The sequence below is a fragment of the Acinetobacter sp. YH01006 genome (assembly GCF_013420445.1).
In the GTDB taxonomy this organism is placed as follows: domain Bacteria; phylum Pseudomonadota; class Gammaproteobacteria; order Pseudomonadales; family Moraxellaceae; genus Acinetobacter; species Acinetobacter pseudolwoffii.
In genome coordinates this window covers 177,677-191,856 of the sequence record NZ_VOYB01000004.1, presented here as the reverse complement: position 1 = coordinate 191,856, position 14,180 = coordinate 177,677, and the positions used below count along the sequence as shown (strand labels likewise).

Below are 14,180 nucleotides of genomic sequence, written 5' to 3'. Positions count from 1 at the left end.
TTCTTATTCATATTTTTATTATTACTTTTGTATTTTCAAAAACCGGGCTATTGCGCCCGGTTTTTAGTATATCAGTTCATCTTAATATACATCACGGCGATAACGGCCATCCAGACGTAATTGATCGAGCAGCGTTTCACCAAGTATCTCGGTCAGGGCCTGATCGACATCACTGGCCATGCCATTGATGCTACCACAGACATAAATCACTGCGCCTTGGGCAACCCAGGTTTTCAGCTCTTCAGCCTGTTCCCGTAATTTATGATGCACATAGACTTTTTCCTGCTGGTCACGAGAGAACGCAAGATCCAGCCGTTTCAGGGTTCCCATTTGCAACCAGGCCTGAATGGTTTCTGCAAAGAAGAAATCATGTTCACGCTGACGTTCACCGAAGATCAGCCAGTTTTGGGTGTATTCCTGACGGTTACGGGAGCTGAGCAGACTCATTAAACCAGCAATACCGGTACCATTCCCAATACAAATGATCGGACGGTTATCATCAATCAGGTGGAACGATTCGTTGCTGCGAATGCGTAGCGCAATCGGTGCATTGAGTGCGGCATGCTGGGTTAACCAGCCTGAACCCAGACCTAGATTTCCATTCGCATCAGCTTGCTGACGTACCACCAGACGCAGGACTTGCTGACTTGGAATGCTGGCAATCGAGTATTCACGTGATGCCAAAGCCGGTAATTGCTTGAGGAGCTGATCCAGTGAATCAAAAGGTTCAGCCTGAGTCAGATCACGATCCCAAAGCGCGCGCTCAATGCTTTGCTGCATAGAAGGCACTTGTGTGCCGGCAGCAATATTGTGTTGTTGCATAAATGCCTGAATACGTTCCGGACTGTTAGCTGGCTGAATCTCGGCAATATCACCTGCTTGCCAGATTGCTTCATGCTCAGGAATCAGTTCGATATTAAAGGCAGGAGCACCCAGACTACCTGGATTGAGGATTTCACGTTGAGTCAGTGTCCACTGATCAAAGGTTTTATCGATACCCATGGCTTGCAGTTCAAGGCGAGTTACTTGTGCCAGTGCAGTATTCCATTGCTGGATGTGCTCATTATTGGCATTATCCACTTCAATGGTGGTGAATAACTGCTGGGCACCATTTTGCTGCAACCACTGGTCAATACGGTGACCAAAACTGCAATAGCTATCCGGATATTCTTGAGAACCGAGCGCCAACACCGCATAATTTAAATGCCGCAGATCAGCTTTGCCGGACAGGATTTTTTTCTCAAAAGAAGAGGCCAGATCAGGTGCTTCACCTGTGCCATAAGTACTGGCAACAAATAATACCTGCTCGGTTTGCTGTAAATCGGCAAGCGTCAGTTGTTGTACCGCTTTTACTGTTGCTGGCTGACGCGCTTCCTGCAGGGCAGTTGCTGTACGCCAAGCCAGTTGTTCTGAGACACCTGTTTGTGATGCATAAGCAATCAGCCAAGGTTTGGCATTTTCATCTAAGTCAACTGGAGTGACACCCTGACGCGCTGCCAGCGTTAAGCGCTTCTGTTTACGACGTTTCAGATACAGCATCCAGCCTGTCACAAAGAATAATGGCATTAACAAGGCTGCGACCATGGCAAAGAACTGGTAGATCGGGCCGAAGAAGCTGCCACGATGCACCGGTAACATGCTGCTCATGATCTTTTCATTGAGCTTTTTATCTTCATAGAATTCAACTTCTGTGAATTCGGCTGTCTGGTAATTATAAGTGGCACTGTTCCGCGCACGTTCATGCTGGGCAACCGGATCGACAAAGCTGAGCTGCATGCTGCCGTCGGGTTTTTTGGGAAGATTAAAGGTTACTGTGGAATATTTATCTGAAAATTCAGTATTAAAGCCAGTCCAGCTCAAATCTAGCGCGCGGCCAATCTGTTCTGGATTTATGCCTTCTTCGCGTCCTTCACCACGTGGGCCGCGTTCGCCACTTTGACGTCCTTCACCACGATTATTGCCCGCATTGGCTTGCATGGTAGGCTGTGGACGTTCAACACCGAGAACTTTAAACATCCCGCTACGCCACCAGTCATAGGACCAGTACAGGCCGGTACAAGCCAGAATCAGGTAGAAAATCACCACCCAGGTTCCCACAACAGCATGCAGATCCCAGATAAAATTACGGCCTTTCAGCTTGGGTTTTACAAAGAACCATTGCTTGATCGAATGACGCTTTGGCCAGCGCAGGTAAAGACCGGACAAGACGAAAAAGATCAGCATTAAAGTACAAGCACCGGTAATCTGTTTGCCGACCGGGCCAACCGTTAAATTACGATGCAGTTGCTGAATAAACTGGAAAAATTCTCGACCCTTAATCTCAGGCAAAACTTCGGCAGTATAGGGATTGATCAGGATGTTATGACCACGCCGTGCTCCCTCTTTGGCAATATTTACAGTACTTGAAGCACTTGGATCTTGTGCCACGCTAATACTGTTAATCTTCATCTCAGGGACAGTCCTGTGAAAATGCTGATACAGCTGGGCCGGCGTAAGCTTGTCACCTTGCTGAACCTGAACCGTATAACTGTCGGTATTTATCCATTTTAGGATTTGTTGTTCGTATGAATAAATTGCGCCAGTGACCCCCATCAAAGATAGGATTAAACCTGCTGTAATCCCCAGAAACCAGTGGATTTGGAAAAATGTCTTTTTAAACATGGGCGTCAGATCAAGGGTGAGATTGATAAAAGTGGGCAAATTATAACTGAACTTTAATACTGAATTATAGATGTTGAGGATAATATTTATTCTCATTATCATTTATCTTTTTATGATGAAAAAAAACCTCCATGCCGGGGCAGGAGGTTTTTTGTTGAAACGGGTACGGTTTAGATTTGTTTGGCTGCGCCAACTTCTGCTTCTAGATGCTTACGGATCGTATTGAAAGAAAAGTTTTTGCTGTCCAGACGTTTAGGCAGGATATAAGCACCTTGCTGGCCTTTTACTTTAAAATTGACCAACATGAATTCTGGTGTGTTGTACCATTCATAAATGTCTTTCCAGCTGATCGCACCCACACCTTCTTGCAGGCCCATTTTCTGGCGCATTATGATGCCGTGCGGTTGAACACCCAGACGAACACCTTTGATTTCCTGTACCGGAAATTCGTTCATCTTGCGTTTAACATACCATTCCAGACCAAAGGTACGGATCAGGTAATACAACACCACACAGGCAATCGCCACCCAGCAGAACACGGTTGAATAGTTCTTAAGAAGCAGAAGGCCCAGAATAGAAAGTGCAACAACAGCACCCATGATCAGCCAGGCTTTCATGCCTATTTTATTGGTACTACGCCAGATCACCAGCTGAGCATGACGCTGCTCGGCTTCGGAAATTTCATAGTTCACAGGCTGTAAGGTATAAGCGTATAAATTTTTCGCGGTCATAGTGAAACTAGCAGATTTAAAACTGTAAAAAGTTTAGCACTAATTGTACCAATTCAGTGAGTATATTGTTCCAAAATCATCCAAATTATAATGAACCGAGTTCGGTCGCCTGTTCATCACGCTCATGACTCAAACTTTGTTTCAACTGGCTTAACTGATTTAAAATACTGAACATTAAAGACAGCTGCTGCAAAATGATCAGAGATTTCTGATCCTGTTCCTGATCATGAGACAGGCGCTGTCGAATACTGACAATCAGATTTTGTGCGCTTAAATCGGGCATTTCATCTCGCAGTAAGGCACCACGAATATTCTCCAACGATTGATCCAGTAAATTCAGGATGTCCTGATCCTCAATTTTTTCCCGGTGTGCGCCCAGCGCTGCGATATAACTGATAAAGGTATGGTTCAGACACAGGAACTCAAAGGCCAGCGATTTTTGCACAGGATCAATATCCGGTTCAGTGGCCAGGGTCGAAATGAGTGAAGCCACCTCGGCATCGGTATTGTGGGCAGCACGGCGCACAATCCGATATTTCAGGCCATTATTACGCCCCGATTTATATTGCTCGATCACTTCACTTAAATAGTCCGCTTCTGCCTGCAAGCTGCGTTTGATACTGCGCGGCAAACGTCGGAACTTCCAGTCCGGGAAAATAAAGCTGACCCCGAACCAGGCAATGGCACAGCCAATCAGGGTATCAATCATCCGCGGGATAGCCGCAGCAAAGCCCATACCATCCAGATTGAAGTTGATCAAGGCTAAAATCGTGATAAAGGCGGTGGCCTGTGCATACTGTTTACTGCGCAATTCAAAGAACAGAATTCCGCTGAATACCAGAAGCAATAATTGTCCTTCGATGGAAGGCACAAAATACAAAATGGCATAACCTAGAATAATACCGACCAACGTACCGACAATACGCAGACGTAAACGGCGTTTGGTGGCGTTAAAGTTTGGCTGGCTGACAAACAATGCAGTTAATAAAATCCAGTAACCATATTCAATATTGCTGACCTGTACAAAGATATAGCTGATCAGCAGCACAATCGACAGGCGGATGGCATGCCGGAACAGCACCGATTCTGGAGTGAGATGCTGTTTAATTCGAACCTTGATGTCGTCCCAGCCTTTCAGGTCATCATCTCTGAGCTGGTTTTCAATATGTTTAAAACGCTCGGCTTTGATACTTTGCTCGGTTTCCAGGTTACGTAACTGGGCATCAATCGATTTCAGGTTCTGAAATAGTGAAAATAAAGCATTAATCCAGACCTGATCATAATGCTGATCCTGACGTAATTTCTCCAGAGACAGCCGAAGATTGTCAAAAGCATGCTTGAAGCGTTTGTTATGTACATAAGGCTTGCGCAGCAGCAAACTTTCACTCAGGTCCTTGCAGGCTTTGCCCTGAATCGACATGATGCGCTGAAAGCGGAACAGGATGTCGCTGTGCTGGAAAATCTTGGCCAGTTTCTGATAATCAATATGGGCTGAATCGGCACGTTCATGAATATCCTGCGCCACAAAATAATATTGCAGACTGCGACGGGTATCTTTTTGCCCACGGTCGCCTTTTAGACGGGTCAAGAGCGCCGTTTTCATTTCGTTAAAAATGGCAATCAGTTTGCCATTTTCAAGAGAAAGATCAATCATGCTCTGCTGATAACTGGTCGGGGTCATGTCCACATCAAACAGATTGGACTTGGCATATAAAAAGTCACCAAGCGAAGCATAAGAGGTGGCAAGCTTGTCTTGTGCCAACCGGGCAGGGAAGACCAGGAAGCTGAGCGTCGACAGAATGCCGTACCACATCGCACCGATGACCAATAAACCAGCCTGTTTATACCATTCATCAAACAGCTCCACCCCAAGCATGGAATAAACGGAAATCACCAGACAGCCGTAGGAAATCGTGGCATATCGTCGCCCTAGTGAACCCAGCAAAATCAGGGCAATACAGGACACAATTAAGGCCAAGGCAAACAGCAAGGGATAAGGAAAAAGCAGATATACGCCCACTGCCGTAATAAAGAAGCCAATGTAGGTGTAGAGCAGATTTAAAATCCGCACCGAAAAGCGGTCATCAATATCGCTTAAACCGGCTGCGACCACGCCTAAAGTCAGTGGAATCGTCATCAATTGTTGTCCCATAAAATAGGGAACAAAGGCGGTACCTGCAAATGCCGTCATCATGCGCAGGTTATACATCAAGGTCGTATTATAGGTGGTTTGCTTGAGACGAGTGAGCCAAGATTTCAAAGGTCGTCCTTTATACTGCAGTCTTAGAGCTGAATCTGAATAGGCTAATGAAAATAGTATATTTATAAATCTTCATTTCAGGCTAAATCATACTATGCACTGTGTTAATTTGTCTGCATATTAGCGCTTTAAATCTTCATGCTTATGACATCGAATAAAATAGTACAACAACCTTATGCCATGTCCTGGATTATTTTGCTGGCAACACTGAGTGCACTCGGGCCTTTATCCATTGATATGTATCTTTCGGCCTTGCCGGCCATGGCAGCAGATTTTGGTGTCAGCACCCAGATGGTTTCTAACAGCCTGCCGGCTTATTTCTTCGGTCTGGCGATCGGGCAACTGATTTATGGTCCGATCAGTGACCGGATTGGGCGTAAACCGCCACTGTATTTTGGGCTGTGTTTATACATTGTGGCAAGTTTGCTGTGTGTCTTTGCGCAGGATGAATGGAGTCTGATCGCTGCACGGATTCTGCAAGCCTTAGGTGGCTGTGTCGGGGTGGTCATGGCACGTGCTGCAATTCGTGATCGCCTGGATATGCATTCAGCAGCTCAGGCCTTTTCCAGCATGATGATTGTGACTGCGATTGCACCAATCATCGCTCCGAGTCTGGGGGCCTGGGTATTGATGTTTTATGAATGGAATGTGATCTTCTTGGTGCTGATGGGCTGCGGTCTGTTGAGTCTGGCCTGTGTACATTTTCTATTTAAAGAAACCCTGGAGCCAGAACGTCGTCTCAAGCTGAACTTCCAGCAGGTATTAAGTTTGTACCGTACTATTTTTCAGGATCCAAGCTTTCGACGCCCGCTCTATGCTGGCTGTTTTTCCGGTGCAGTGATGTTCTGTTATATCAGTGCTTCTTCTACCATTCTGATGGATCGTTATCAGCTGACTGAGCAGCAGTTTGCTTATGCCTTTGGTGCCAATGCCTTCGGGATCATGCTGTTTTCGACCTTGAATAAACGTCTGGCTGGGCGATTCTCGATATTACAGCGCTTGAAAATCGGCACCTGTCTGCAGTTTACCGGTGTATTAGGGTTAATCTTGCTGGGCTGTCTGGACGTCGATTCTGTGTTCTGGGTGTTGTTAGGCATGTTTATTGTGGTGGCATCTATCGGGTTTACTGGTCCGAATGCCATGGCTCTGGCAATGGCTGAACAGGGCGAGCGGGCGGGAACCGCCAGTGCGATTATGGGCAGTATGCAATTTGTCTGTGGCTTATTGGGCGGTGTATTACTGAATTTTCTGATCTGGCATGCCTTATTAAATATGGCATTGATCATGCTGGTTTTTGTAGGTATTTCCGCTTGGGCGATTTTTAAAATCAAGATGCCAATCTTGAAAAATGCATAGATGCTGGGCGTTCTCTAATATATTAAAAATGCTGGATTGAGCAGAGGGCTAAGCAAGTTGGCTTAGCCCTGCTTGCATCACTCATCGATAAATACGGCAAATTCCTCTACGGGAACACGCGGGGTAATAAAGCTGTTAATAATCTGCTCTGGGTCGGCATAACCCAGTGCCATACCGCAGACCAGCTCTTCATCATCAGGTGCGCCGACCAGATCAAGCACGATCGGATGAAAATGATTCCAGGCAGCCTGCGGACAGGTGTCCAGACCGCGGGCTTTTGCTGCCAGCATGACATTCTGGATCATCATCGAAACATCCATTTTGGAACCAATCGCCAAAGAACGATGGACGGTAAAGAACAGGCCGACAGGCGCATCAAATAATTCAAAATTACGCAGCTGCTGACGCGCCATTTTTTCCTTTTCGCCTTTCTGAATATTCAGCAAGCCATATAAACCCCAGCCATTTTCACGACGACGTTCAATAAATGGCGAGATCCATTGTTCAGGATAATAGGCAAAAGTTTCCTGATACTGCTGCGACAATTCCGGATTTGCATAGATTTGCATTTGTGCCTGACAAACCTGCTGCACGAGTTCATCACGCTTTTTACCTGTTACCACATACACTTTCCAGGGTTGGGTATTGGTTCCTGAAGGTGCGCGGCTGGCCACCGCCAGAATCTCTTTTAAGGTGTCTGTACTAACGGGGGTATTTAAAAAAGCACGCACTGAATGGCGAGAAGTGATGGTGTGATCTACAGCATGAACAAGATTTTGATCCATTATGGGGTCCAGTCGAATATCCTTATTGAGTTTGCAATGACTATAAACTAAACAAACAGAACGGGGGATAGGAAAATTTAATTCTTCGCCAGCTGAAAAAACAATTTATCAGCAAAATGACTTGAATAATGAAATTTCGCATTCTTTTAGCTGAGCATAAATCGCCTAAGTGATAGCAATGGATTTAGTCATAAAGTTGGTCTTTGATTTAAAAAATGGCTTAAAACCCAAGTGCTTGAACCATTCAACAATAACAATTTCACACAGAGAACTGGTTTATTTTGACTGAAAATCAAGATAATTTAATTTCAAGATCCCTGTTTCATTTTGTGTCGAGTAAAAGATTAATATTTTTTTTGAATTAAAATATAGATTAATCTTCATATAAAAATGAGAATTTATAATTATTTTTTATAGGTAAATTAACTATTGCTAATAAAAAGAAATAAAACCTGATACGAAGAAACAGCATAATGTACGACTTTTCATCTTAATTCATGCATTTCGTGATTAAGATCTGTTTTAAATAACGCGATTCCAGATGGCTTGAATGAAGTCTTTAGGTTGAAAGCACTCATCAAGCACTGAATGTTTTTTTTGAGCTTAAAACACAGTTTTTTTACCAGCATGCGCATCTGTTTGAAAATTGTCTGCAATTTTACAACAGACTGAGTATCGGAATAGAAAAGGTGTTGCTTTTATAAATCTCTCATTTGTTGAATATGATCGTGATGATGATATTCATAAGTTTGAAAGAGATGATAAATCGGTTTGTTTTTCTAAAGGTGATAGATCAAATCAGGATATTTCCAGATGAACATCTAATGAGCGAGCTAGAAATCTAGCGCACTCCATAACTTTTAGAAAAATAAAAAATTCAAAATCATCTTGGGCAAAAAATTATGGATTTTACTTTTAACGCATTTTATACCTTGATTGCCGCAGTCATTGTTTTGTTACTCGGCCGATTCCTGGTTAATAAAATCGATTTTTTAAAGCGCTACAATATTCCTGAGCCGGTTGCAGGCGGTTTGGTTGCTGCGATTATCTCATTACTGGTGCATTCACTGTGGGGATACAGCATCACCACCAGTTCAGAGCTACAAACCAGTTTTATGCTGATCTTCTTTGCCTCGATCGGTCTGAGTGCCAACTTTTCCAAGTTGCGTGAAGGCGGTGTCGGTCTGGTAATTTTCCTGTTTGCTATATCGATTTTTATTGTTTTGCAAAATGCAGTCGGTATGAGTCTGGCAACACTGCTTGGTATTGATCCACTGATTGGCCTGATTGCAGGTTCAGTTACCTTAACCGGCGGTCATGGTACTGCGGGTGCATGGGGGGAGATTTTTGAAGTTGAACATGGCATTCAGGGTGCTTTGGCACTGGGTATGGCCAGTGCGACTTTCGGTCTGATCATCGGCGGGATCATTGGTGGACCTTTGGCCAAATTACTGATCAATCGTCATAACCTGGCTACTGCACGTACCGATCAGCAGATCGAAAAGCGTGACAATACACCAATGGATAGCACGACCAACGAATATGTACCGTTTGAATATCCGCATCAGGTGCGTTTAATTACCGCTGATAATGCAATCACGACCTTGGGCCTGTTCGCAGGTTGTTTGGCTTTTGCAGAGTTTATGACGGGTTTCAGTAAAGGTACTGCGTTTGAACTGCCAACATTTGTCTGGGCATTGGCGGGTGGTGTCATTCTGCGTAATGTACTGGAAGGTATTTTCAAAGTCCAGATCTTTGATCGTGCCATTGATGTGTTTGGTAATGCGTCATTGTCGCTGTATTTGGCAATGGCTCTATTGTCATTGAAATTGTGGCAATTGGCTGACCTTGCAGGCCCGCTGATGGTGATTCTGGGTGCGCAGACCATTACGATGGGTTTATATGCGGCATTTGTCACTTTCCGTTTGATGGGTAAAAACTATGATGCTGCGGTACTTGCAGCAGGTCACTGTGGTTTTGGTATGGGAGCAACGCCAACAGCGGTTGCCAATATGCAGGCGATTACCAATATGTATGGTGCGTCGCATAAGGCCTTCCTGATCGTTCCATTATGTGGGGCGTTCTTCGTTGACTTAATCAATGCTACTGTTATTCAGATGATTTTGAAGTTTTTTGCATAATTTTTATGCCTGATACGATGAGTCATAGGCTCATAAGGATGTGACATGAATGATCAGTTAAATGAAACCTTACTCGGCTGGATTAATGCCCTGAATGGCCCTTTATGGGACTTTCTGGTAGTGTTTCTGGTCGCAGTCGGTATTTTCTATACGATCATGACGGGTGCAGTACAAATTCGTTTGTTCTGGCACAGCATGAAAGTCATGAAAAATAGCCGTGGCAAGGTTCAGGATACGCACGGGATTACTCCGTTCCAGGCTTTTGTCACCGGACTGGCAAGCCGGGTTGGGGTGGGCAATGTCGCCGGTGTGGCGATTGCCATTGCGATTGGCGGACCGGGCGCGGTGTTCTGGATGTGGGTTACTGCATTTCTGGGTATGAGCTCTGCTTTGGTGGAATCCTCATTGGCACAATTGTTTAAGGTGCGCGATCATAAAAACCAGCAATTCCGTGGCGGCCCTGCCTATTACATTACTCAGGGTCTAAAACAGAAATGGCTCGGGATTGTCTTTGCAATTGCATTGATCACGACCTATGGCTTTGTGTTTAATGCGGTTCAGGCCAATGCCATTACTGGTGCAACGTCACATGCATGGGGCTGGGATCAGGCCAATATCATTTTGCCTTTAGGCGGATTGGATTTTGAAGTTTCCTGGATCGGGCTAGTCTTAGTATTGATTACAGCTACAATCATTTTTGGCGGTATTAAACGTATCGCCAAAGTGGCAGAAAAGGTAGTGCCCTTTATGGCGCTACTGTATCTGGCGGTGGCTTTATATATTGCGGTGATCAACTACGATGTCTTGCCCTCCATTTTTCAGCTGATTTTCAGTAAAGCCTTTGAGTTTGAAGCTGCCGCGGGTGGTTTCTTTGGTGCCATGGTGTCTATGGCCATGATGATGGGGATCAAGCGTGGTCTGTTCTCTAACGAGGCAGGGATGGGTTCGGCACCGAATGCTGCTGCAGCCTCGGATGTCAAACATCCAGTCAACCAGGGTCTGGTACAGATGCTCGGAGTATTTGTAGATACCTTTGTGGTGTGTTCATGTACCGCGATTATTATTCTGGTTTCGGGTCTGTATGAAAATGCAGGCTTTGAAGGCGTGACCTTGACCCAGATGGCACTCGAAAGCCAGATTGGTGCCTGGGGTGATGACTTCCTGGCTTTGATTCTGTTCCTGTTTGCCTATTCTTCGATTATTGGTAACTATGCCTATGCCGAAGGAAACGTCCAGTTCATCAATAACAATAGCCGGGTTATGTTGATTTTCCGTTTATTTGTATTGGTGATGGTGTATTTCGGTTCCATCGCCAGCGTGCCATTGATCTGGAATATGGCGGATCTGTTCATGGGTGTGATGGCAAGTATCAACTTGATTGCGATCCTGTTGCTGATGCCATTCCTGCTCATGCTACTCAAAGACTATACCGGTCAGTTGAAGCGTGGCGTGAAAGAACCTGAGTTTAAACTGGATAATCATCCTAAGTTTAAAGACAAGGTCAAATCTGATATCTGGTAACCCTGAAAAGCAAAAAGCCCTGATCATTCAGGGCTTTTTTATGACTGGAGTATTTTAAAAGAAATTCAAATAACTTTGATAAAGGATAAAACCCAGAATCAGGCTGAACCAGACTGGTAATTTTGAACGGAGTAAAGCAATCATTACCGCAACGAACAGCAGGTCGGAGATACTGTTAAAATAATGTTGTGACAGATCCAGCAATAAATACAGTAACAGACCCACCACTGCAGCATTGATGCCCATTACCGCCTGATGGATATAGCGCTGTTGCATCAACCATGACCAGTAGGGCAAGGTTGCAAAGATCAGAAAAAATGAAGGTAAGAAGATTGCACAGGTCGCTAAAATTGCATTTAGCCAGACATAAGGCGACCAAGGCAGCAAAGCACCAATATAACTGGCAAAACTGAATAAAGGTCCCGGCATGAGCTGGGCAAATGCATAGCCAAGATCAAAAGATTGTGCACTCACTAAACCGGTTGTGACAAAGTCCTGATGCAGCAAAGGTAAAATCACATGACCGCCACCAAACACCAGCGAGCCAGTCTGATAGAAATTGGAAAAAAATTGCAGGTCTGATTCACCCCATAATTTCCCTGCTAAGGGGAGTAGAATAAACGGCAAGATAAATGCCAGTAACCAATAGGGTGCAGCGGCAGATCGAATATACGGCGAGCTGATTGCCGTTTTGTTAATTTCTTTGGGTTTCGAATCTGATTGATAAAAATGTCCCGCCAAAAGTCCACAGACTGCGCCCAGCATAATCACCAGAATTTGATTAAAACTTACTGAAACCACCATCAGTAATACCACCGAGAGGATTAAGACAGCGTATTGCCAGGCGGTTTTACAGAAGCTTCTCAGCATTTGCCAGAAAGCCCAGGCGATTACAGAAAATACAATTAACTGGATGGTATGAAAGCTGTTTGAGTTTAAAATATGAAAATAGCTTTGACCCAAGAGCGCCACCAAGGTCATCAGAATAACCGAGGGCAGGGTAAAACCCAGCCATGCGATCACGGCACCAGTATAGCCCCGTTGCAGATAACCGATCGACAGGCCCACCTGGCTGCTGCTCGGCCCGGGTAAAAGTTGCGCCAAAGCGACCAGCTGACTGTACTGTGTGTCATTCAGCCATTGCAGCTGGGTCACAAATTTTCGGTGAAAAAACACCAGATGCGCCGCCGGACCACCAAATGAAATGCAGCCCAGTTGCAGGAAAATCAGGAAAATCCGATACAGTGAGATTGAAGGCATACAGTTATGGGGAAAAATGAAGATAAAGTAGCTGAACTGTATGACAGTTTTACGAAATTCTACAGACTATTTATGCATGTGTTTATACACTATGCTGCTTTAGATTAATGAGGACATTCTCTGCATGCAGAAATATGTGTTGAGTATGGTGATACTGGGTACATTTGGCCTGAGTGCTTGCCAAACGACTCCAATGACAGCCCAAGCGGCAACCAGTCATTTGCAACCTGCTGCACAACGCGGAGAAGCTCAGGCACGTCCGAATCAAATTGATTTTGAAAAGATCAAGCAAACTGAACAGCGTCCGGTCATTGCTCTCGTTTTAGGCAGTGGTGGTGCGCGTGGCTATGCACATATCGGTGCGCTCGAAGTACTGGAACAGGCCGGTATTCGTCCGGATTTTATTGTTGGAACCAGTGCGGGCAGCATCGTCGGATCTATTTATGCCAGTGGTAAACCGGCGATTGAGCTGCGCAATATTGCCTTGAGCATGCGAGCAACCGATGTACGCGATATCAAACTGGATCGAAAAGGTTTTTTTGATGGCAAAAAAGTAGAAGACTATGTCAATTTACAAGTCGATCAAACTCCACTAGAAGCCATGAAAATCCCGATGTTTGTGGTGGCCACAGCACTAAAAGAAGGCAAGAAAGTCGTTTTTAATTATGGCAATACTGGACAGGCAGTACGTGCTTCAGTGTCGATTCCGAGTATGTTTATTCCAACAATAATTGAAGAAAAAGAATATGTCGATGGCGGGCTGGTCAGCCCGGTACCGGTGAATGTGGCACGTGAGCTGGGAGCAGATATTGTGATTGCGGTTGATATTCTGGCACAGCCTATTCATACGGAAACCAGTAATGTCTGGGGACTGTTTAACCAGAATATTAATATTATGCAGCAACACTTGGCACAAGAAGAATTAAAGCATGCCGATGTGGTGATCCAGCCCGATTTACGGGAAAAAGGACATATCTTTGATGTACGTGGCAGGGAATTAACCATGCAGGCCGGCATTGATGCTGCACAGTTAAAACTGATGGATATTTCTCTCGCTTATCAAAAATATAATTATGCTCGCGGCCATCATATTCCGCTCTTTGTGGCTCAGGAACAGCAGCAGCCCTAAAGCATATTGCGGTTAAATTTTTTTGTTCATTTTTTATGAGATCGAACCAGGTAGGCAAAGCTATTGCATCCCTATGCTTTCCAGATTCTGATCTTAACACTGGCTGATCGTTATAAAAGATTAAATCATTGTTTCTGCATATGAATTGGCCAGAATTTTCAGGAGAGATAAACTTTATTTTGACTATAAGTTGTTGAATTATAAATTATATTTTTTTGGGAATAAGTGTTGCTTTTCTAAGTCGAAATTTTAATATTATTATTCCTATACTTAAGTTGATCAAATATTTAAATATTGTTCATGACAGAATGTGCTTTGAAAGATTAATGAATAGAT

Annotated in this window: 9 protein-coding genes; 4 read left to right on the top strand and 5 right to left on the bottom strand. The window is 44.5% G+C overall.

Annotated features, from left to right (window positions below):
- Positions 1-81 precede the first annotated feature (81 nt).
- From FTT73_RS05495 to yccS, 3 genes are all read right to left on the bottom strand, one after another.
- Entirely contained in the window at positions 82-2,661 is a 2,580-nt protein-coding gene (locus tag FTT73_RS05495; RefSeq protein ID WP_180078224.1) for a sulfite reductase flavoprotein subunit alpha, read from the bottom strand.
- A gap of 170 nt (positions 2,662-2,831) precedes the next feature.
- On the bottom strand, positions 2,832-3,392 hold the full coding sequence (locus FTT73_RS05490) for a YcxB family protein (protein ID WP_005097830.1): 561 nt from the start codon (positions 3,390-3,392) through the stop codon (positions 2,832-2,834).
- Between the two features lie 85 nt (positions 3,393-3,477).
- Positions 3,478-5,652 (bottom strand): YccS family putative transporter, encoded by a 2,175-nt coding sequence (gene yccS, locus FTT73_RS05485; protein ID WP_180078222.1) that lies wholly within the window; start codon positions 5,650-5,652, stop codon positions 3,478-3,480.
- 138 nt (positions 5,653-5,790) lie between these two features.
- Between yccS and FTT73_RS05480 the strand changes: the two genes are divergently transcribed.
- On the top strand, positions 5,791-7,008 hold the full coding sequence (locus FTT73_RS05480; protein ID WP_180078220.1) for a multidrug effflux MFS transporter: 1,218 nt from the start codon (positions 5,791-5,793) through the stop codon (positions 7,006-7,008).
- Positions 7,009-7,085: 77 nt separating this feature from the next.
- Here FTT73_RS05480 and FTT73_RS05475 read toward each other — a convergent pair whose 3' ends face one another.
- Positions 7,086-7,793, bottom strand: coding sequence for a nitroreductase (locus FTT73_RS05475; protein WP_004280692.1), 708 nt, complete (start codon positions 7,791-7,793; stop codon positions 7,086-7,088).
- Between the two features lie 902 nt (positions 7,794-8,695).
- Between FTT73_RS05475 and gltS the strand changes: the two genes are divergently transcribed.
- Both gltS and FTT73_RS05465 read left to right on the top strand, forming a co-directional pair.
- Positions 8,696-9,934 carry a sodium/glutamate symporter gene (gene gltS, locus FTT73_RS05470; RefSeq protein ID WP_180078218.1) on the top strand — a complete coding sequence of 413 codons (1,239 nt, stop codon included), beginning with the start codon at positions 8,696-8,698 and terminating at the stop codon, positions 9,932-9,934.
- Between the two features lie 45 nt (positions 9,935-9,979).
- Positions 9,980-11,455: a sodium:alanine symporter family protein gene (locus FTT73_RS05465; protein ID WP_180078214.1), complete on the top strand. Its 1,476-nt coding sequence runs from the start codon at positions 9,980-9,982 to the stop codon at positions 11,453-11,455.
- Positions 11,456-11,509: 54 nt separating this feature from the next.
- On the opposite strand, the gene chrA is transcribed toward FTT73_RS05465, so the two are convergent.
- Complete coding sequence (gene chrA, locus FTT73_RS05460) at positions 11,510-12,715, bottom strand: chromate efflux transporter (protein ID WP_180078212.1); 1,206 nt, start codon at positions 12,713-12,715, stop codon at positions 11,510-11,512.
- Between the two features lie 124 nt (positions 12,716-12,839).
- Between chrA and FTT73_RS05455 the strand changes: the two genes are divergently transcribed.
- Complete coding sequence (locus FTT73_RS05455) at positions 12,840-13,844, top strand: patatin-like phospholipase family protein (protein WP_180078210.1); 1,005 nt, start codon at positions 12,840-12,842, stop codon at positions 13,842-13,844.
- The last annotated feature ends 336 nt before the right edge of the window (positions 13,845-14,180 follow it).